At 63.7% G+C, this 19,107-nt stretch carries 19 protein-coding genes and 1 tRNA gene; 11 read left to right on the top strand and 9 right to left on the bottom strand.

The features are described from left to right. Positions 1 to 305, bottom strand: a 305-nt coding sequence (locus ABIE62_RS06400; protein ID WP_354324501.1) for an acyl-CoA dehydrogenase family protein, incomplete at its 3' end; no start/stop codon positions are given. Between the two features lie 116 nt (positions 306 to 421). On the opposite strand from ABIE62_RS06400, the gene ABIE62_RS06395 reads away from it, so the two are divergent. Continuing rightward, a complete protein-coding gene (locus ABIE62_RS06395; RefSeq protein ID WP_354324499.1) occupies positions 422 to 1,339 on the top strand; it encodes a haloalkane dehalogenase in 918 nt (305 codons plus the stop codon). Between the two features lie 39 nt (positions 1,340 to 1,378). Here ABIE62_RS06395 and ABIE62_RS06390 read toward each other — a convergent pair. The 4 genes from ABIE62_RS06390 to grxC all read right to left on the bottom strand — a co-directional run bounded on the left by ABIE62_RS06390 (position 1,379) and on the right by grxC (position 3,046). Further along, positions 1,379 to 1,455: transfer RNA gene (locus tag ABIE62_RS06390), tRNA-Arg, on the bottom strand. Between the two features lie 33 nt (positions 1,456 to 1,488). Further along, entirely contained in the window at positions 1,489 to 1,956 is a 468-nt protein-coding gene (locus tag ABIE62_RS06385; protein ID WP_354324498.1) for a DUF1178 family protein, read from the bottom strand. A 5-nt stretch (positions 1,957 to 1,961) separates the two neighbouring features. Next, entirely contained in the window at positions 1,962 to 2,783 is an 822-nt protein-coding gene (locus tag ABIE62_RS06380; RefSeq protein ID WP_354324496.1) for a carbon-nitrogen hydrolase family protein, read from the bottom strand. Beyond that, entirely contained in the window at positions 2,783 to 3,046 is a 264-nt protein-coding gene (gene grxC / locus ABIE62_RS06375; RefSeq protein WP_354324495.1) for a glutaredoxin 3, read from the bottom strand. The genes ABIE62_RS06380 and grxC overlap by 1 nt, the downstream gene beginning before the upstream one ends. Positions 3,047 to 3,199: 153 nt before the next feature. Between grxC and ABIE62_RS06370 the strand changes: the two genes are divergently transcribed. Further along, positions 3,200 to 3,688, top strand: coding sequence for an Hsp20 family protein (locus tag ABIE62_RS06370; protein ID WP_354324493.1), 489 nt, complete (start codon positions 3,200 to 3,202; stop codon positions 3,686 to 3,688). A gap of 381 nt (positions 3,689 to 4,069) precedes the next feature. Here the strand turns inward: ABIE62_RS06370 and pyrG are convergent, their stop codons facing one another. From pyrG to tpiA, 3 genes are all read right to left on the bottom strand, one after another. Next, a complete protein-coding gene (gene pyrG / locus ABIE62_RS06365; protein WP_354324491.1) occupies positions 4,070 to 5,707 on the bottom strand; it encodes a CTP synthase in 1,638 nt (545 codons plus the stop codon). A gap of 123 nt (positions 5,708 to 5,830) precedes the next feature. Beyond that, a complete protein-coding gene (secG, locus tag ABIE62_RS06360) occupies positions 5,831 to 6,211 on the bottom strand; it encodes a preprotein translocase subunit SecG (protein WP_354324489.1) in 381 nt (126 codons plus the stop codon). A 117-nt stretch (positions 6,212 to 6,328) separates the two neighbouring features. Next, positions 6,329 to 7,102, bottom strand: a complete 774-nt coding sequence (gene tpiA, locus ABIE62_RS06355) for a triose-phosphate isomerase (RefSeq protein ID WP_354324487.1) — start codon at positions 7,100 to 7,102, stop codon at positions 6,329 to 6,331. A 242-nt stretch (positions 7,103 to 7,344) separates the two neighbouring features. On the opposite strand from tpiA, the gene ABIE62_RS06350 reads away from it, so the two are divergent. From ABIE62_RS06350 to lexA, 9 genes are all read left to right on the top strand, one after another. Then, a complete protein-coding gene (locus tag ABIE62_RS06350) occupies positions 7,345 to 9,279 on the top strand; it encodes a peptidylprolyl isomerase (protein ID WP_354324486.1) in 1,935 nt (644 codons plus the stop codon). A 19-nt stretch (positions 9,280 to 9,298) separates the two neighbouring features. Next, positions 9,299 to 10,825 (top strand): anthranilate synthase component I family protein, encoded by a 1,527-nt coding sequence (locus ABIE62_RS06345; RefSeq protein ID WP_454184783.1) that lies wholly within the window; start codon positions 9,299 to 9,301, stop codon positions 10,823 to 10,825. Positions 10,826 to 10,842: 17 nt separating this feature from the next. Beyond that, positions 10,843 to 11,943, top strand: coding sequence for an alpha/beta fold hydrolase (locus ABIE62_RS06340; protein ID WP_354324484.1), 1,101 nt, complete (start codon positions 10,843 to 10,845; stop codon positions 11,941 to 11,943). Then, positions 11,940 to 12,794 carry a phosphodiester glycosidase family protein gene (locus tag ABIE62_RS06335; RefSeq protein ID WP_354324483.1) on the top strand — a complete coding sequence of 285 codons (855 nt, stop codon included), beginning with the start codon at positions 11,940 to 11,942 and terminating at the stop codon, positions 12,792 to 12,794. The genes ABIE62_RS06340 and ABIE62_RS06335 overlap by 4 nt, the downstream gene beginning before the upstream one ends. After that, positions 12,791 to 13,417, top strand: a complete 627-nt coding sequence (locus ABIE62_RS06330; protein WP_354324481.1) for an anthranilate synthase component II — start codon at positions 12,791 to 12,793, stop codon at positions 13,415 to 13,417. The genes ABIE62_RS06335 and ABIE62_RS06330 overlap by 4 nt, the downstream gene beginning before the upstream one ends. Continuing rightward, positions 13,414 to 14,409 (top strand): anthranilate phosphoribosyltransferase, encoded by a 996-nt coding sequence (gene trpD / locus ABIE62_RS06325; RefSeq protein ID WP_354324479.1) that lies wholly within the window; start codon positions 13,414 to 13,416, stop codon positions 14,407 to 14,409. The genes ABIE62_RS06330 and trpD overlap by 4 nt, the downstream gene beginning before the upstream one ends. Positions 14,410 to 14,413: 4 nt before the next feature. Beyond that, complete coding sequence (gene trpC, locus ABIE62_RS06320) at positions 14,414 to 15,214, top strand: indole-3-glycerol phosphate synthase TrpC (RefSeq protein WP_354324477.1); 801 nt, start codon at positions 14,414 to 14,416, stop codon at positions 15,212 to 15,214. Next, on the top strand, positions 15,211 to 15,684 hold the full coding sequence (gene moaC / locus ABIE62_RS06315; RefSeq protein WP_354324475.1) for a cyclic pyranopterin monophosphate synthase MoaC: 474 nt from the start codon (positions 15,211 to 15,213) through the stop codon (positions 15,682 to 15,684). The genes trpC and moaC overlap by 4 nt, the downstream gene beginning before the upstream one ends. A gap of 217 nt (positions 15,685 to 15,901) precedes the next feature. Then, positions 15,902 to 16,585 carry a transcriptional repressor LexA gene (gene lexA / locus ABIE62_RS06310; RefSeq protein ID WP_354324473.1) on the top strand — a complete coding sequence of 228 codons (684 nt, stop codon included), beginning with the start codon at positions 15,902 to 15,904 and terminating at the stop codon, positions 16,583 to 16,585. Positions 16,586 to 16,761: 176 nt separating this feature from the next. Here the strand turns inward: lexA and ABIE62_RS06305 are convergent, their stop codons facing one another. Next, positions 16,762 to 19,050 carry a ComEC/Rec2 family competence protein gene (locus ABIE62_RS06305; RefSeq protein ID WP_354324472.1) on the bottom strand — a complete coding sequence of 763 codons (2,289 nt, stop codon included), beginning with the start codon at positions 19,048 to 19,050 and terminating at the stop codon, positions 16,762 to 16,764. Between the last annotated feature and the right edge of the window lie 57 nt (positions 19,051 to 19,107).

The raw sequence follows: 19,107 nt of genomic DNA, 5'->3' as shown, positions 1-19,107 counted from the left end.
CTCTCGCTGCCGTAACGCAGCAGCGTGTTCATGATATACATTTGCGCATGGGCGGATGATCCGTTGCACCCGCTTGCCTGGATTTCCTCCATGATCACGCACGCCGCCTCAAGACTTAACCCGCTGCCGCCGTGATCCGCCGGGATCAGCGCCGCAAGAAAGCCAGCCTGCGTCAGAGCATCCACGAACTCCGCCGGATATGCGCGCACCGCATCTTTCGCGCGCCAGTATTCACCGGGAAACCCTTCGCACAGACCGCGTACGGCGCGACGGATTTCGGCGAGGTCTTGGGTGTCGTGCGGCATTATCGGTCTGCTCTCCTGATTGCGCCCGTCGCGGGATGGCTGCGCGTGCTGGTAATCCCGTTTCGATCTGATACGCAATGGGTGTTGGGGGTGATGTATCACAGGAGAAAGCCAACATGCAGATCATCGCGCACGATCCAGAGCGTTTCGCCGCCCTGCCCGATTACCCCTTTGCCGAAAACTGGCTGACCATTGACCTTGGCGAAGGGTTTTCAGGCCGGATGCATTATCTTGATGAAGGGCCAAAGGATGCGCCCCCAGTGCTGTTGTTTCACGGCGAACCGAGCTGGAGCTTTCTCTATCGCAAGATGATCCCGCTGCTGGTCGACGCCGGGTTTCGCTGCCTCGCGCCCGACCTGATCGGCTTTGGCAAAAGCGACAAGCCCGATGATGTCGCATTCTACACCTATGCCCGCCACCTCGCCTGGTTGAAGCAATGGCGCGATGCGGTGGTGCCGGGCGTCGCGGGATTGTTCTGTCAGGATTGGGGTGGATTGCTGGGACTGCGGATGTTGGGCGAGCAGCCTGATCGTTTTGCCTTTGTGGTCGCCAGCAACACCTTCCTGCCCGCAGGCGGTGGCAAGGCATCACCGGGATTTCTGGCATGGCGCGAATTTGTGCTCAATTCGCCCGATTTCGATGTCGGCAAAGTGCTCGATCAGGCGACGGCAACCGCGCGGACGCCCGCAGAAATCGCCGCCTATGACGCCCCCTTCCCCGATGAGGCATCCAAGGCCGGCGCGCGCGCATTTCCGCAATTGGTGCCGGTTGAAGATGACAAGCCCGGCGTCGCTGAAAACAAGGCAGCATGGGCGGGCCTTGCCGCGTTCGACAAGCCGTTCCTGACGCTGTTCGGTGAAGATGATCCGGTGCTGGGTGCAGCCGGGCCGATGCTGGCCGAACGGATCAAGGGCGCGGCCGGGCAACCCCATGCCATGCTCAAGACCTGCGGCCATTTCAGCCAGGAAGACCGCCCGGCTGAACTGGCCGATGGCGTGATCGCGATGGCACGCAAGGCCGGTTTTCTGGCCTGACCACGGCGCTCGCCGCATCGGGCAGGGTGCGGCGAGAAATGGTGACCCCGGCGCGATTCGAACGCGCGGCCCCCAGATTAGGAATCTGGTGCTCTATCCGGCTGAGCTACGGGGTCCCGTTGCCTCCAATAGCAGGGACACCTTTCCTTTCAATTCAACTTTTCTGGCGGGGCGACCGGAAATGGCAGCGGGGCAACCGGCACGCCTTCATCGATCAGCGCCCTTGCTTCGGCAAGGCTGGCCTGTCCGTGGATCGGCGCTTCGTCGCGTTCGCCGTAATGCATCTTGCGGGTTTCATCGGCGAATTTGTCGCCCACCCATGTGCTGTTCTTCAACGCCTCGGCCTGCGCCTTGGCCAGCGCAGCGATGGCTTTTTGCACCTTGGGCGAAAGCGGTGTGTTGGCGAGTTGCTGCGTGGGGCCGTCCGCTACGCGAGCAGGCCGCGCATTGCCCTTGGCCGGAACCGCAGGGGCCATCGGTGCCTTGCTCACCGCCGCCGACCCGCACGCCGGGCAGGTCAGCAGTCCGCGCGCGCACTGTTCCTCGAAATCGGTGGACGAGCCGAACCACCCTTCGAAACGGTGGCCGTCTGCGCAGGAAAGGTCGAAAACAATCATCGCCGTTACGCTTTGGGGATTTTGCGGCGGTTGGCAAGCGCGGGCACCTGCGCGCGCACTTCGGCCACCCGCTCCAGATCAATGTCGCAGAACCCCAGCCCTGGTGCATCGCCGCCCATGTCGAGCAGCACTTCGCCCCACGGGTCGATCACCAGACTGTGGCCATAGGTGGCGCGCCCATCCTCGTGGCGGCCAACCTGCGCCGCGGCAATCACGAAGGCGCTCGCCTCGATAGCGCGGGCGCGCAGCAAGACGTGCCAATGCGCATGCCCGGTCGGCACGGTGAAAGCGGCCGGCACCGCGATGCAATCACAATGCCGATTGCCGAGCGCTTCAAACAAGGCGGGAAAGCGCATATCGTAACAGACCGCCAAGCCAAGCCGTCCGACCGGCGTATCTTCAACCGTCACCACCGCGCTGCCCGGTTCATAGGCCGCGCTTTCGCGCCACGCCTCGCCGGTCGCCAGTTCGACGTCGAACATATGGATCTTGTCATAGATGACCGGCGGGCCGAGATCGGGATAGAAATAATGCGCGCGATTGGCCCATTTGCCGCTGACCGCCATGACCGGCATCGAACCAATGGCGATATCGATATGCAGCTTGGCGGCGATGCATGACAGGTGCTCGCAGGCCTCCGATGGAGCGTCTGATGCGATCCAACCCCGCGCGCGTTCGCGGTTGCGATCGAGTAGCAACGACATTTCCGGGGTGAACAGCACCAAGGCACCTTCATCCGCTGCCCTGCGTGCAGCATTTTCGATTTCAGCCAGATTGGCAGCGGGGTCGATACCCGAACACATCTGGAGAACCGCAATACGTGGCATCAGCCCGCCAGCAGCGCGTCAAGCCGCCCAGCCCGCTCCAATGCCGCCAGATCATCCGATCCGCCCACATGGGTGTCGCCGATGAAAATCTGCGGCACTGTCCGCGCATTGGGCGCGCGCGCCAGCATTTCGGCGCGCTTGGCCCCGCCCAGCGTGATGTCATATTCCTTGAAGGCCGCGCCCTTCTGCTTGAGCAAATGCTTCGCACGCACGCAGTAAGGGCAGGCGAATTTGGTGTAGATGTCGATTTGCGGCTGAGCCATTGTGATCCTCTTGAAACCATGGTGCGAAAAACCAAATAGAGACTGTCGCAGCGTTCCGCCAGCCTTGGGGAACGTTGTGGCAGCAAAAGTGGGCGCTGCATGAGGCAGGCCCGCTGTCGAACCAGATTGCTCAAACAAGAGGATTTGCAGATTATGTCACATTTTGATTTTACCCCCTATCGCCGCAGCACGGTTGGTTTTGACCGGCTGTTCGACCTGCTCGAAAACCAGGCGCGCTTGAACGCGGGTGACAATTATCCGCCGTTCAACATCTCGCGCCGAGGCGAAGATAATTACCGCATCACGCTCGCCGTGGCGGGTTTCCGCACGCAGGATATTGATATCACCGCGCAGCAGAACCTGCTGGTCGTGCAGGGTAAAAAGCGCAACGAGATGGAGGATGACGGCGCTGAACTGATCCATGTCGGAATCGCCAATCGCGGCTTTGAGCGCCGGTTCGAATTGGCCGATTTCGTGCGGGTGGAACGCGCCGATCTGGCCGATGGCCTGCTGACCATCGATCTGGTGCGCGAAGTGCCAGACGCGATGAAACCGCGCAAGATCGCGGTTGGCGGCGTGGGCCAGCTGTCTGCGGTGGCATCATCCAGCGATGACGACGATCAGGCTGCCAGCGCCGCCTGATTATTCGCAAATTTTTGGATGATCGAAAGGGGGCGGATTTTTCAATCCGCCCCCAGCGACTTGCGTCGCCCTGGCTGGCGCTATCCGTCCGGGTCGCAGAAGACGGACAATGCCGGCCAAGCATTTGGCAGGTACCAGGAGAAACCAACCCCAGACGACTTTTGCCTAAACCCGGCGAAAAGCCATGTGGCCGCAATAACAATGCGGCCCCTGTCAAACCATGAACCCCGCCAAGCGTTTAATGCGGAATGGCAATAACACGCAAGGTTAATCTTCTCGGATTCCAGCGACTCGCCAATCACGCAACGGAAACCACGGCGACAGCCCCCTCGTCCCGATATTCATGAAGCACGCGTGTTTGAAAAACGGCGGTAAAACGAATCAGACGAGGCGCGATTGTTCCAGCGCCGCGGAGATGAACCCGGCAAACAGCGGGTGCGGATCGAACGGGCGGGATTTCAACTCGGGGTGAAACTGCACGCCGACGAACCAAGGATGATCAGGCCGCTCGACGATTTCGGGCAGCAAGCCATCAGGGGACATCCCGGCAAAGATCAGCCCCTGCTTCTCGAGCGGTTCGATATAGGCGCTGTTGACTTCGTAGCGGTGACGGTGACGCTCGGAAATCAGCTCCGCCCCGCCATAGATACGCGAAACATGGCTATTGGCGCTCAGCTTGGCCGGATAGGCGCCGAGCCGCATCGTTCCGCCCAGATCGCCGCCTTCTTCGCGTTGCTGAATGCCTTCCTGGCTCATCCATTCGGTGATGATGCCGACCACGGGCGCATCAGTCGCGCCGAATTCGGTTGAGGACGCCCCGGCGATGCCGGCCGCGCGCGCGCCTTCGACGCAGGCCATCTGCATTCCCAGACAGATACCGAAGAATGGCACCCCGCGTTCACGCGCGAAGCGCACCGCTGAAATCTTGCCTTCGCTGCCGCGCGTTCCAAACCCGCCCGGCACCAGAATGCCGTGCATCGGATCGAGCGCGGCGATGATCTGCGATTCGTCATCGCCTTCGAAGATTTCGGCGTCGATCCACTTGATGTTGACCTTCACCCGGTTGGCAAGCCCGCCGTGGATCAATGCTTCGTTGAGGCTTTTATAGGCGTCCGGCAGCCCGACATATTTGCCCACCACCGCGATGGTAACTTCGCCTTCTGGGTTGAAATAGCGGTCGTTGACATCGTCCCACGCCGCCAGATTCGGTTCGGGCGCGTCGGTAATGCCGAAGGCGCGCAGCACTTCGCGGTCGAGCCCTTCGGCGTGATATTGTTGCGGCACCGCATAGATTGATGGAGCGTCCAACGCGGGGATCACCGCTTCGGTGCGCACGTTGCAGAACTGCGCGATCTTGCGGCGTTCGGTTTCGGGGATCGGGTGTTCGGCGCGGCACAGCAGCAGATCAGGCTTGATCCCGAGGCTGGCGAGTTCGCGCACCGAATGCTGGGTCGGCTTGGTCTTCAGCTCACCTGCCGCCTTGATATAGGGCACCAGCGTGACGTGGACGCTGAGCGTTTGCAGCGGTTCCAGCTCGTTCCGCAATTGCCGGATCGCCTCCATGAAGGGCAGCGATTCGATGTCGCCCACCGTCCCGCCGATTTCACACAGGATGAAATCGAGGCCATCCTGTTCGGCCAGCGCGAATTCCTTGATCGCGTCGGTGACGTGCGGGATCACCTGCACCGTTGCGCCCAGGTAATCGCCGCGCCGTTCGCGGGCGATGATGTCGCGGTAAACCCGGCCCGAGGTGATATTGTCGCTCTGCCGCGCGGATACGCCGGTAAAGCGTTCGTAATGCCCCAGATCGAGATCGGTTTCGGCCCCGTCATCGGTAACATAGACCTCACCGTGCTGATACGGGCTCATCGTGCCCGGATCGACGTTGAGATAGGGATCGAACTTGCGGATGCGGACTTTATAGCCGCGCGCTTGCAACAGCGCCGCGAGGCTTGCCGCCATCAGACCTTTGCCAAGCGAGGAGACCACGCCGCCGGTGATAAAAATGAACCGCGCCATGGGAGTTGAGCCTTAAGCTGCGAGAGGGATTCGGGGCAAGCGAATTGCGCCAGCAAATGCTGCGCCATCCACAGTGCTGTCGGATTCAGGGGCTGAACGGACGCGCGCGCGCCAGTGCAATCACTATTCGGCGAGCGGATCTTCGCTGGCGGGAGCAGCCGGAACCGTCTCTGCCGGGGCCGATTGGGTTGGCGCAACCGGATCGGCCAGCAGATCGGGCGCTGCCGGGGCCGCCGCGCCGCGTTCGAGCGTGGAGGTGACGCTGACTGCGCTGCTTTCGCGAACAGCCAAGCCTGCGAGCACGATCGACAGCACCACAAACACGATGGCCAGCCACTTCGTCGCACGGGTCAGGAAATCCGCCGATCCGCGCGCACCAATCCCGCCCGATGGGTTGCCGCCGATGCCCAGCCCGCCCCCTTCGGAGCGCTGCATCAGGACAGAACCGACCAGCGCTGCGGCGACAATCGCCTGAACCACGGTGAGGAAGATGAACAAGGACATAGAAAAAACTCGTGCGAAGGGCGGCGCGCGCCCGGTTGCGTCTGGTGCCCGCCATGTAGGCCGAGTGCGCCCCCGCGACAAGTCCGCGAGAAAGCGCGCCGGCCACAGGCTGGATTGCTAGTTTTCGAACGGCTCACCCGCAGCGAGCGCGATGCCCATGAAACTATCGGCGGTCAGGCTTGCCCCGCCGATCAATGCACCGCCAACTTCGGGGACGGCGAAGATTTCAGCAGCGTTTTCCGGCTTCACTGACCCGCCATAGATGATCCGCACCTCTGGCCCCTGTTCATCACCGAACAGATCCACCAGCAGCGCGCGGATTGCAGCGTGCATTTCACCAATATCCTCAACCGTTGCCGCCGTGCCGGTGCCGATTGCCCAGATCGGTTCATAGGCCACGGTCAATCGATCAGCGACATCGGCTAGCATCGATTCAGTCGGCGGAAGCGATGCCTTGAGCTGCTTTTTGACAACCTCCACAGCCTCACCCGATTCGCGCGCCTTGGCGCTTTCGCCGCAGCACATGATGACCCGCAGGCCAGCGGCCAGCGCGGCTTCGGCTTTGGCGCGCACCCGCGCATCGGTTTCGCCATGCCCTTGGCGGCGTTCGCTATGGCCAAGGATCACGAACTTGGCCCCGGCATCGGCGACCATCGCGGCGGAAATGTCACCAGTGAAAGCACCGCCATCAGCGTGGTGGCAATCCTGCGCGCCCACGGCGATCTGTTCAGCCTCACGGTGAATCGGGTGAATCAGCGTGTAAGGCGGTGCCAGCGCCACCTCGACCTTCATGTGGCGCTGGGCAGCACGGTCAATCGCCCGCGCTTCGGACAGCATCGCACGGGTGCCATGCATCTTCCAGTTTCCGACAATATAGGGTCGGCGGGTCATCGGTTTGTCCTGCACCTTGCAAAATGAGAGGGTTAATAGCCGGTGTCTGCGATTCTATGGCCGCTTTAGTGCCCCGACGCCGCGTCCGCTAGCCGAGGAAGCCGTGCTAGTCAAAACGCGCTGACACCTGTTGCCGCGCAGCCGCAGGGACGATAAGGCGCGCCGGTGCCGTAAGCCTTGCGGTGCAGCGCAGCGGCTGTAAGGCCGTGCCATCAGCCAGCCTCGGGTGGGATTGTCACGCCATGATTTCGTTCTTCCGCCGTTTCTTCCAGTCCAAAATCGGCCTGCCGGTTTTTCTTGGGTTCCTTGGCCTGATGGCGCTGGCATTCGCTGCGGCGGATATCACCGGATCGACTTTTGGCGGCATTGCAGGCGGCGACCGCGTTGCGGTGGTCGGCGGTGAGGCGATTCCGGTGTCCGATGTTGCCATCGCTGCGAACACGGCATTGAATCAGGTGCGCCAGCAAAACGCCACGCTGACGATGCCCGAATTCGTTGCCGAGGGCGGGTTTGATGAAGTGCTCCGCCAGTTGATCGACCGCACCACCGTGGGCACCTATGGCGAGAAGTACGGCCTGCGCGCCGGTGAAAACCTGATGAACAGCGAAATTCTCCAGATCGGGGCATTTCGCGGGCTGACCGGAGAATTTGATCCCGCTGCCTATCAGGCCGCGCTGCGTCAGGCCGGGATGAATGACGCGACCTTCCGCCGTGATCTGGCCGTCACCCTGATCGAGCAGCAAATGCTCAAGCCTGCACTGGCCGCGCCGCAACTGCCGGAAAAGATTGCACGCCAATATGCCGCATTGGTGCTTGAACGGCGCAAGGGTGAAATTGCGCTGATCCCCAGCGCCGCCTTTGCCCCCGCTGGCAATCCCGGCGATGCGCAGCTGTCCGCATGGTATCAGGACAACCGCACCCAGTTCATCCGCCCCGAACGGCGCACCCTGCGCTTTGCGGTGTTCGGTGCCGACACGCTCGAAGTTTCGGCCACGCCATCAGCAGCGGAAATCGCCGCGCGTTACAAACGCGACGCGGCCAAATACCAGGCCAGCGAGCGGCGCGCAGTGACCAGTTTCGTGGTGCCGACCGAGGATGCGGCGAAGGCGCTGGCGGCGCGGATTCGCGGCGGGGTCGCGCTGGAAGCCGCAGCGCGCGAAGCCGGGTTCACCGCCTCAACCGCTGAATTGCGCGACCGTGAGGCGATGGCGAGCGCCACAAGTTTCGCCTTTGCCGAGGCTGCGTTCAAAGCCGCGCAGGGCGGGATCGTGGAGCCGGCGCAAGGCACGCTGGGTTGGTATGTCGCCCGCGTCGACCAGATTGAGCGCAGCGCGGCGCGCAGTCTGGAACAGGCCACGCCAGAGATCACCGAGCAGCTCACCGCTGAAAAGCGCAGCGCCGCCGTGGCTGATCTGACCGCCGAAATTGAAGCCGAGATCGATGGTGGCACCGCGCTGGCCGAAGTTGCTGCGGCATACGGTCTCACGGTCGAAGCCTCGCCCGCATTGCTCGCCAATGGCCAGGCCTTTGGTCAGCCCGATGTGCAAATCGTGCCGCAGCTGTTGCCGGTGCTCAGCACCGCGTTCCAGATGGAGGAAAGCGAACCGCAGCTGGCCGAAATCGTCCCCGGTCAGCAATTCGTGATGTTCGAAGTCGCGCGCATCGAAGAAGCCGCCGCGCCGCCGCTCGCGCAGGTTCGCGAAGCAGCGATTGCGGCATGGAAACGCGCGCAGGGGGCCAAACTGGCCAAGGCTGCGGCGGATCGCATCACCGCCAAGGTGCGCGGCGACACTGCGCTTGCCGCTGCGCTTGCTGCCGAAAACAATCCGGGATTTGAACGCGAGGTGATTGATCTGGAGCGCCGCCAATTGCTTGCCCAGACCCGCGGCAACCTGCCCGCGCCGCTGGTATTGCTGTTCAGCATGGCCGAAGGTTCGGTCAAGGTGCTCGAAGCGCCGCGTGACATTGGTTGGTATGTCGTCAGCCTCGACGCGATCAGCACCGATCCGGTTGAAAGCGAGCCCGGACTGGTGGGTCAGACCCGCCAGCAGCTCGCACCGGCGCTGGTCGACGAATACCGGCGTCAGGCCACCACTGCGATGCGCGCTGAACTGGGCGTCACCCGCAACGACCCCGCGATCGAAGCGTTGCGCAAGCAGCTCTCTGGCGAACAGTAAGCGCAGGCGTGATCGTTTCGTGACCCCATCTGCCGCTGGCCTGCCTGAAAACGCTGAATCCGCCATCGCCGCGCTGGCAGATGGGCGTGCGGCGCTCGTGTGGCGGCGGATCATAGCCGATAGCGACACGCCGGTCGGCGCAGCACGGCGGCTGATCGTGCCGGGGCGCGGCGATTTCCTGCTCGAATCGGTCGAAGGCGGCGAAGTGCGCGGGCGTTACAGCCTGCTCGGGCTTGATCCCGATCTGGTGTTCCGGGCCAAGGGCGCGGCGGCTGAAATCAACCGCGATTGGCGCATAGACCGCGCTGCCTTCAGCCCTTGTAATGGCGATGCGTTGGCCGAACTGCGCGCGCTGGCGGATGCCTGCCGGATTGATCCGATGCCCGATGGGCTGCCGCCCGCGCTCGCCTGTCTGGTCGGCTATCTCGGCTATGAAACCATCGGACTGGCCGAAACCCTGCCGCGCGCCGCCGACAGCCCGCTGGAACTTCCCGATATGCTGTTTGTGCGGCCCACGGTGATACTGGTGTTCGATGGCCTCACCAACGCGCTGTTCGCGATTGCCCCGATCTGGCAGGCGAGCGATCCTGCCGCTGCGGTGGCGCGCGCGGGCGAGCGGATTGACGCGACCTTGAGCCAGCTTGCCCAGCCCGCCCCTGCTGCTGACACCGCCGCGCTGCCCGATGCCCTGCCCGATCTGGCCCCGGTAATTGCAGCCGAGGATTACAAGGCGATGGCACTGCGGGCGAAGGATTACATTCTGGCGGGCGACATTTTTCAGGTGGTGCTGGCGCAACGGTTCACCTGCCCCTTCCCCCTGCCGCCGCTGGCGCTGTATCGCGCGCTGCGGCGGGTAAACCCCTCGCCGTTCCTCTATTTCCTCGATCTGCCCGGCTTTGCGCTGGTGGGTTCCAGCCCGGAAATCCTGGTGCGGGTGCGGGACAATGAACTCACGATCCGCCCGATTGCAGGGACGCGCCCGCGTGGGCAATCGCGCGATGAGGATGTCGCCAACGAAGCCAGCCTGCTCGCCGACCCCAAGGAACGCGCTGAACACCTGATGCTGCTCGATCTGGGGCGCAATGATGTGGGCCGGGTGGCAGCGGCGGGCAGCGTGACAGTGACCGACAGTTTTACGGTCGAACGTTACAGCCACGTGATGCACATCGTCAGCAATGTGGTGGGACAGCTTGCGTCCGATAAAGACGCGCTCGACGCGTTGTTTGCGGGCTTTCCGGCGGGCACCGTGTCGGGCGCGCCGAAAATCCGCGCGTGCGAGATTATTGTCGAACTCGAACCCGAAACGCGCGGGGCCTATGCCGGGGGCGTCGGATATTTCGCGCCCGATGGCAGCCTTGATTCGTGCATCGTGTTGCGCACTGCGGTGGTGAAGGACGGGGTGATGCATGTGCAGGCGGGTGCGGGCATCGTCGCCGATAGCGATCCCGATTACGAACTCGCCGAATGCCGCGCCAAGGCAGGCGCGCTGATCGCCGCCGCGCGCGAAGCGGTGCGCGTGGCTGGCGAGCCGGGGTATGGGCAATGACCAACAGGGAGAGCGGGATGATGCAGAGCATACGTTACGCGGCGGCACTGCTGCTTGCGCTGGCGCTGAGCCTGCCGCTAACTGCGGCCAAGGCCGAAGACTGGCTGGCGAAGGCGCAGGAACACGAGATCGTGCTCAAGGATTTCGCCTTCGCAACCGGCGAGACGCTGCCTGCGATCACCATGCACGCGCTCACCTTGGGGGAGCCGCGCCGCAATGCCGCAGGAGAGATCGAAAATGCGGTAATGCTGCTGCACGGCACCGGCGGAAACGCGGCATCGCTGCTGCAACCCCATTTTGGCGACGCCATGTTCAGGCCGGGTCAACCGCTCGACATCACGCGCACCTACATCATTTCGCCCAGCAATCTGGGCCACGGCAAAAGCAGCAAGCCCAGCGATGGCCTGCGCGGAGCTTTTCCGCGCTATGATTATGACGACATGATCCGCGCGCAACACCGGATGCTGACCGAGGGGTTCGGGATCACCCGCCTCGACATGATCATCGGCACTTCGATGGGGTGTATGCATTCATTCGTGTGGGGGCCGATGTATCCCGATTTCGTCGGCAAATACGTCCCGCTCGCCTGTAACGCGGTCGAGATTGCCGGGCGCAACCGCATAATGCGGCAGATGGTGATCGACGGGTTCAGGAACGATCCGGCCTATGATGGCGGCAATTATGCCGATCCGGCCGATCTCAAGGTTGGACAGGCGATCGCGGCCAATGTCCTGCTGCTTGCAGGGAGCAATCCCTATCGCATGGAAGCAGAACTTCCGACTCGCGCAGCGGCGGAGCAGTTTTACACCGCGCGGCAGCGCCGTGCCGCCGCAAACCCGGTCGATCCCAACGATACGATCTATCAGTTCGATGCCTCGCGCGATTACAACCCGGCGGCGCGCTTGCATGAAATTACCGCGCCGGTGCTGTGGATCAACTCGGCCGATGATTTCATCAACCCGCCCGGCCTCGGCAACCCGGCGGCGCTCGCCTCCACCATGCCGCGCGCGCGGTTCGTGCTGATCCCGCCGAGCGCGCAGACCTATGGCCACGGAACGCACAGCCGCCCGAACCTGTGGATGGACGAGCTTTTGCGTTTTCTCAAAGAAAACCAATGATCAGAACGTCAGTTACCCTGCTTGCGACGCTTGCCGCCACACTCTCTCTTACGGCCTGTTCGGAAGCGCCTGCGGGCGAGCCGGTGGTGCGAATGCAGCTGGATGGATCATCGGGCGAGGTGTTGTCGTCCCCTTCACCATCAACCACTCCATCGCAGGCCGCTGCGCCCTCCGCCTGCCGCGACGTTACGTTTGAGGGCGCGGCGCTGACCCATTGCACCGCTGACCCGACCAAGCACCGCATTGCGATGGCAAATGCGGCCAACGGCGGGCAGCCGCTCGGTTCGCTGAGCGCATTTGCCGCCACGGTCGATCCCGCATCAATCGCCTTCGCCATGAACGGCGGGATGTATGGCGATGATCTTAAGCCGGTAGGCTATTATGTCGAGAATGGGGAGCGCCTGTCAGAGATTGATCGTGGTGACGGTGAGGGCAATTTCTATATGCAGCCCAACGGCGTGTTCTTCGGCACCGGGGGGACATGGCGGGTGCTGGCGCGCGATGCATTTATCGCGACCGTGGGGGATCGCCCGCTATTCGGCACGCAGTCCGGCCCGATGCTGGTGATCGACGGCAAACTGCACCCCGATATTCAGGACAACGGCCCCTCCCGCGCGATCCGCAACGGGGTGGGCGTGGACGCCAAGGGCGCGGCCCATTTCGTGATTTCACGCGGGGACATCAGCTTCGGGCAATTGGCGCGCTATTTCCGCGATGAGGTGAAGGCGGCCAATGCGCTTTATCTCGATGGGCAGGTATCCGCGCTATGGGACCCCGCCACCGGACGGCAGGACAAGGCGCGCATCGGCCCGATCATTGTGGTGAGCAAGCGCGAAGGAGCGGCGCAGTGACCCCGTCTGGCACGATCCTCGTCATCGACAATTACGACAGCTTTACCTTCAACCTCGTCCATTACCTGATGGAGTTGGGAGCCAAGGTGCGGGTGGAGCGCAATGATGCGCTGACCGCTGCGGAGGCTTTGCGCAGCGACGCGGCGGGGTTCCTGATCTCACCCGGGCCTTGCACTCCCAACGAGGCGGGGATCAGCCTCGATCTGGTTGCCGCCTGCGCCGATGCCGGAAAGCCGCTGATGGGGGTTTGCCTCGGCCATCAGGCGATTGGCCAGCATTTCGGCGGTCGGGTGCAGCGCGGCGGGTTGATGCATGGCAAGACATCGCCGGTAACGCATGACGGCAGCGGGCTGTTCACAGGCCTGCCCTCCCCCTTCATCGCCACGCGCTATCACAGCCTTGAGGTGGTCGATGTTCCGCCCGCGCTGATCGCCAATGCCTATGCCGAAACGCCGGGCGCGGATCACCCCTCGGTGATGGGGTTTCGCCATGCCGAACTGCCGATCCATTCGGTGCAGTTCCACCCTGAAAGCATCGCGACGCAGCACGGCCACGCGCTGCTCGCCAATTTCGCGGCGCTGTGCGGGCTGAACCCGCAAATGCCCGAAAGGCTGATCCCATGACCGCCAAGCTCCCCGATGTCACCACGCCGCTGAGCGAGGCTGAGGCCGAGGCCGCATTCGGCACCCTGCTCGATGGCGCTCCGTCCGAGGGCGAGATCGAAGCATTCCTGATCGCCCTGTCTGCGCGCGGAGAGACGGCTGACGAAATCGCCGGGGCCGCGCGGGCGCTGCGGGCGCGGTTGATCCCGATTGCCGCGCCGGACAACGCCATCGACGTGTGCGGCACCGGGGGCGACGGGCACCACACATTGAACGTCTCCACCGCCGTCAGCCTGGTCGTAGCCGCCTGCGGGGTGCCGGTCGCCAAGCACGGCAACCGCGCGGCATCGTCAAAGGCTGGCGCAGCGGACACGCTGGAAGCGCTCGGCCTCGATATGGACGCTGCCGGGCGCACTGCGGAAAAAACCCTCGCGCAGATCGGCATCTGTTTTCTGTTCGCAAAAAACCACCACCCGGCGATGGCCCGCATTCAACCGATCCGGCAGAAAATCGGCAAACGCACGATCTTCAACCTGATGGGCCCGCTGTCGAACCCGGCCAAGGTCAAAAGCCAGCTGATCGGGATTGCGCGGCCCGCCTATGTCCCGATCTATGCGGGCGCATTGGCACGGCTTGGCACCGGTCAATCGCTGATCGTGTCGGGCGATGAAGGGCTCGACGAACTCAGCCTTGCGGGCGGGAACGAAGTCGCGGTAGTTTCCGGCAACGCCTTCACGATGGAGCGGGTCGATGCCAGCGCGGCAGGGCTCCCCCACGCGCCGATAGAGGCGATTCGCGGCGATGATGCGCACCACAACGCCGCTGCGTTAAAGGCGCTGCTGATGGGCGCGCCCGGCCCTTACCGTGACGCCGTGCTGTTTAATGCCACAGGTGCCCTGCTGGTCGCGCAGCGCGGCCAAAGCTGGCAGGATCGCGTGGCGATGGCGGCCGAGGCGCTCGATTCCGGTCGGGCCAAGGCGCTGCTTGAACAATGGATTGCACTGGCGAAGTGACTCGATGAACAAGCTCGAAGAAATCTGCGCTGCCAAACGCGAAGTGGTCGCCGCGCGCAAGCTGGCGATCAGCGACGCGCAGCTGACCGCCGCAGCCCGCATCCAAACCGCGCCGCGCGGGTTCGAGGCCGCGCTGCGCGCCCGCGCCAACACCGGATATGCGCTGATTGCGGAAATCAAGAAAGCCAGCCCCTCCAAAGGCCTGATCCGCGCTGATTTCCGCCCGGCCGATCACGCCGCTGCCTATGAACAAGGCGGCGCGGCCTGCCTTTCGGTGCTGACCGATGCGCCCTATTTTCAGGGGCACGAGGACTACCTCATCGCCGCCCGCGCCGCCTGCACCCTGCCGGTGCTGCGCAAGGATTTCATGGTCGATCCGTGGCAATGCCTTGAAGCGCGCGCGATCGGGGCCGACGCAATCCTGATCATCGTCGCCGCGCTGGACGATACCGCGATGGCCGAAATCGAGGTCGCTGCCGCCGAACACGGCATGGATGTGCTGATCGAAGTGCACGACGAGGCCGAGATGGAGCGCGCCGCGCGCGTGCTGAAATCACTGCTAATCGGGGTCAATAACCGTGACCTCAAAACCTTCACCACCAGCCTTGCGACCACTGAACGGCTTGCCCCGCTGGCACCGCAAGGCGCGTTGCTGGTGGGTGAAAGCGGGATCAACACCCACGCCGATCTCGCACGGCTCGAACGCAGCGGCGTGCGCACCTTTCTGGTGGGCGAAAGCCTGATGCGGGCCGATGATATTGCGCTTGCCACCGCCGCGCTGCTGGGCGCACAGTCGTCCGCATGAACGGACTTACCCACCTCGATGATAGCGGCGCAGCGCGAATGGTCGATGTTGGCGGCAAGGCGGAAACGCGCCGCCGCGCTGTCGCATCGGGGCGCATCGCCATGTCGGCAGACGCGCTCACCGCGATCCGCGCGGGCAACGCGCCCAAAGGCGATGTGCTATCCGCCGCGCGCATTGCCGGGATCATGGCGGCCAAACGCACTGGCGATCTGATCCCGCTGTGCCACCCGCTCGGGCTGGAGGCGGTGACGGTCGATTTCCGCTACGAAACAGACGCCATCCGCGCCACCGCCACCGCCGCGCTCACCGGGCGCACAGGCGTGGAGATGGAAGCGATGGTCGCGGTCAGCGTCGCGCTGCTGACGATCTACGACATGGCCAAAGCGATTGATAAGGGCATGGTGATCGGCGAAGTGCGCCTGATCGAAAAGACCGGCGGCAAATCGGGCGACTGGAAGGCCGCGGTTTGATTGCGCACCACCTCCAAAATGGCTGAATTGCGCGGATTTGGCGTGCGGCGCGCTTGACTCTGTTCTTATGGTTGCCTAATTGTTCCTTATTCGTTCACCTTATTGATGGACGGGACGTGCAGGCAACGCACCAATCGGTGCCTCTTGGCGCACACAAGGGATGGGCATGACCCGCCGCAACGGCAGGGCGTGAATGCGACCAAGGGAGTTTTGATCAATGCTGACCGCCAAACAGCACGAACTGATCCGCTTTATCCAGCAACGGCTGGAGGAAACCGGGATCTCGCCGAGTTTCGAAGAAATGAAGGAAGCGCTCGACCTGAAAAGCAAATCGGGCGTGCACCGGCTGATTTCCGCTCTCGAAGAACGCGGGTTCCTGCGCCGCCTGCCCAACCGCGCGCGCGCGCTCGAAGTGATCCGTCAGCCCGAAGATGCCACCCCGGCGCGGGCGCTCGGTGGCAACGTGGTGTCGCTCGCTCCGGCAGCAGCAGGTCGCGCCGCGCCCGAGGCGTCGAATGACGTGATCGAACTGCCGCTGCATGGGCGGATCGCGGCCGGCGCCCCGATCGAAGCATTCGAAGGCCACAACACCCTGCCCGTCCCCGCCGCACTGCTCGGCCCGGGCGAACATTACGCGCTCGAAGTATCGGGCGATTCGATGGTCGAAGCCGGGATTTTCGATGGCGATTATGCGCTGGTGCGGCGCACCAACACCGCGCGCGATGGCGAAATCGTGGTGGCTTTGGTGCGCGGCGAGGAAGCGACGCTCAAATATCTGCACAAGGAAGGCGGCAAGGTGCGGCTCGATCCGGCCAACGCGGCCTATGATCCGCAGTTCTACCGGGCGGACGAGGTTGAGGTGCAAGGCAAGCTTGCAGGGCTGCTGCGGCGCTATCACTGAGTGGCGAAGCGGTACGGGATTCACGCGCCGCGCTGACCGGGAAACTCAAAACCGGCGTGAAACATCGGCTTCAACCTGTTTATTGATTTGTTACAGTGTGTTGCGGTTAAATGTTTCACACCAAGATGGCCGCTAGGGGCGGTCTAGACCCCCTCTAGCCCCCTCCTTGGGGTGGCTTAGGGTCGGCTTGGCCCTTCCTCGCGACGCCGATCCGTCGCCCCCTTCCACCAACCATGCTGCCCCTGGCTTTCGCCCACACTGGCGATGCGTTCTTCAGCAAGGTAGATCGAAAGCCCGCCGCTGCGCTCCAGCATCCGCCGATCTGCCTTGAGCCAACGCGGGCGGCAGGATCGCGGCAAGAACCGTTCGGCAATAACGATATCGACCTCGGCGCAGGCGGCCGCCAAGGCGCGCTCCTCCACCTGCGTGCGCCCCCGCCCCAACAGGATCACCCAGTCGCGCCCGCCTCGGTTGATCGTCACCGTACAGAACGCCGAGGAACAGCGTGCCTGCTTCCACTTGGGCAGCGGCACCGGCTCGGCCGTCATCCCGGAAAGCTGCATCAGATTATCGCGAGCGAATGACGAACGGCTGTCGCGCAAGGACAGCAAGTGGCGCTGCCCATCAGGGCCAGTCATGGTGATGCCAACCTGCTGTCCATCGCTCGCCACCAGCAGATCGGGAATCGGGGTCATTGCAGCAAGCATGCTCGCCGTCGCCACCGGGCCAAACCCCAAAAGCCGCGCCCGTCCCGTCCACAGCGCCAGCCACAACCCACCGATCACAAACAGCCCCGTCGTCACCCCGCCCAGCTGCGGCATCAGCTTGACCGCTCCGGGCTGATCGGCAGTGAAATGGGCGATCCAGAGCAACAGGTCGAGCGATTGCTGCACCAGCCACCAGCAGGGCGCGCCAAGCCCCACCAGATCGAGCAACAACCCCAGTGCGATCAGGGGCATCGAGATAAAAGTTACCAGCGGAATGGCGAAAATGTTCGCCGCCGCGCCATAAAAACCTGCGCGATGGAAGTGAAACAGCACGATCGGCATCAGCGCCAGCTCGATCACCACCCCGGTCACAAACAGCATCACCACCCGCCGCCCGATCCGCGCCAGCCATGGCTCCTCGCGCGCGGCAAGGAACGCCCGCGCCGGTGTGCTGGTGGACAATGCTATGATCGCGATCACCGCAGAAAAGCTCATCTGAAAGCTCGGCCCGATGGCGCTTTCCGGCCACAGCAGCAGCACAAACCCGCCCGCCACCGCCACCATTCTGAGCGACAATGCCTCACGCCCCAGCGCCAGCGCGCCGAGCACCAGCAGTGCCGCCACGCAGCTGCGCACCGTCGGCACCTCTGACCCTGTAAGCAGCGTGTATCCGACCCCGGCAAGCGCCCCCGCAGCGGCAGCCACCACCGGTAGCCGCACCCTGAGCACCAGTGCAGGCCACAGCGCCAACAGCCGCAGCGCCGCGAAATAGGCCGCAGCGATCACCGCGCTCACGTGCAATCCGCTGATCGACAGCAAGTGAGTGAGGCCCGAATCGCGCATCGCTGCCTCATCGGCCTCGGTGATGCTGCCACGGTCGCCGCTGGCAAAGGCCGCCGCAATCGCGCCCGCCGATCCATCCACCCGCGCCCGGACGTGCGCGGCAAGCCAGCGTTGGACACTCGCAATCCCGCCTGCCTCTGGCGCTGGGCGGATTATTTCGAGCGGGCCGACCATCGTGCCAGTGGCCGCCAGCCCCTTGAACCACGCTGCGCGGGCAAAATCATAGCTGCCGGGGAGCATCGGGCTGGCAGGCGGCATCAATCGCGCGCGCAGCCTCACCATCGCGCCTTCGGCCAGGCCGGGCGGCACACCGCCGTCACCAAACGCCGTAAGCGGGACGTTGATCCTGACCTTGCGCGCGGCGCCAGTTCCAAAATCACGCACCGCCAGCGTCAATCGCAGCCGCCCATCAGCAGGTTGGTCTTCGCGTTCGAGCACATGGCCGTGCAGTCGCTCCACCACAGGCCGGGCAATCGGTTCGGCACCGACCATTTCCGAGCGCGCCCAGATCACCGCGACTCCAAAAGCGAACACCAAGCCGCCAGTCACAACCGCAAGCCGTAGATGCGCGCGATGTTCGTCGGCGGCACTGCCCAGCGGCCAAAGGGCGAACGCCGCCAACGCCGCTACCACGCCGATCGCGATGACCGCACACCATTGCCACATTTCCGGCAGCACGAACCACGTGCCGATCCCTCCGGCGAAAATCACCGTCAGCCACGGCGCGCGGTCAAACCCGGCGCGGGCAAGAAACGCCTCGGTGGCATCGGCCAGACGCGGTCCGATCACCCCACCCTGCCAGCCCCAGACGCTGGACATTCGCCCCGTGGTTTGCCAAGGGCGCAGCATTGCTCCGCCAGCGGCATTGCTGCCGCCTGGATCGTCTCCCATAGGAATGATCGGCACATCGCGCATCGGCTTGTCCCCTGACCGGCCCCTCTCGCCAAGCCGCTCAAAGTGAACAGGAATTGA

Source organism: Porphyrobacter sp. MBR-155 (genome assembly GCF_040547625.1).
In the GTDB taxonomy this organism is placed as follows: Bacteria; Pseudomonadota; Alphaproteobacteria; order Sphingomonadales; family Sphingomonadaceae; genus Erythrobacter.
Note: the sequence above shows the minus strand (reverse complement) of the source record. Positions and strands in the feature narration are given on the sequence as shown.

Excerpts from the sequence above, each read along its gene's own strand:
- ABIE62_RS06395 (WP_354324499.1), top strand. The coding sequence starts at position 422 with ATGCAGATCATCGCGCACGATCCAGAGCGTTTCGCCGCCCTGCCCGAT.
- ABIE62_RS06335 (WP_354324483.1), top strand. The coding sequence starts at position 11,940 with ATGATCAGAACGTCAGTTACCCTGCTTGCGACGCTTGCCGCCACACTC.
- pyrG (WP_354324491.1), bottom strand. The coding sequence starts at position 5,707 with ATGGCGCGGTTCATTTTTATCACCGGCGGCGTGGTCTCCTCGCTTGGC.
- ABIE62_RS06350 (WP_354324486.1), top strand. The coding sequence starts at position 7,345 with ATGATTTCGTTCTTCCGCCGTTTCTTCCAGTCCAAAATCGGCCTGCCG.
- trpD (WP_354324479.1), top strand. The coding sequence starts at position 13,414 with ATGACCGCCAAGCTCCCCGATGTCACCACGCCGCTGAGCGAGGCTGAG.
- ABIE62_RS06340 (WP_354324484.1), top strand. The coding sequence starts at position 10,843 with ATGATGCAGAGCATACGTTACGCGGCGGCACTGCTGCTTGCGCTGGCG.
- ABIE62_RS06380 (WP_354324496.1), bottom strand. The coding sequence starts at position 2,783 with ATGCCACGTATTGCGGTTCTCCAGATGTGTTCGGGTATCGACCCCGCT.
- lexA (WP_354324473.1), top strand. The coding sequence starts at position 15,902 with ATGCTGACCGCCAAACAGCACGAACTGATCCGCTTTATCCAGCAACGG.
- ABIE62_RS06385 (WP_354324498.1), bottom strand. The coding sequence starts at position 1,956 with ATGATTGTTTTCGACCTTTCCTGCGCAGACGGCCACCGTTTCGAAGGG.
- tpiA (WP_354324487.1), bottom strand. The coding sequence starts at position 7,102 with ATGACCCGCCGACCCTATATTGTCGGAAACTGGAAGATGCATGGCACC.
- ABIE62_RS06370 (WP_354324493.1), top strand. The coding sequence starts at position 3,200 with ATGTCACATTTTGATTTTACCCCCTATCGCCGCAGCACGGTTGGTTTT.
- trpC (WP_354324477.1), top strand. The coding sequence starts at position 14,414 with ATGAACAAGCTCGAAGAAATCTGCGCTGCCAAACGCGAAGTGGTCGCC.
- moaC (WP_354324475.1), top strand. The coding sequence starts at position 15,211 with ATGAACGGACTTACCCACCTCGATGATAGCGGCGCAGCGCGAATGGTC.
- secG (WP_354324489.1), bottom strand. The coding sequence starts at position 6,211 with ATGTCCTTGTTCATCTTCCTCACCGTGGTTCAGGCGATTGTCGCCGCA.
- grxC (WP_354324495.1), bottom strand. The coding sequence starts at position 3,046 with ATGGCTCAGCCGCAAATCGACATCTACACCAAATTCGCCTGCCCTTAC.
- ABIE62_RS06305 (WP_354324472.1), bottom strand. The coding sequence starts at position 19,050 with ATGCGCGATGTGCCGATCATTCCTATGGGAGACGATCCAGGCGGCAGC.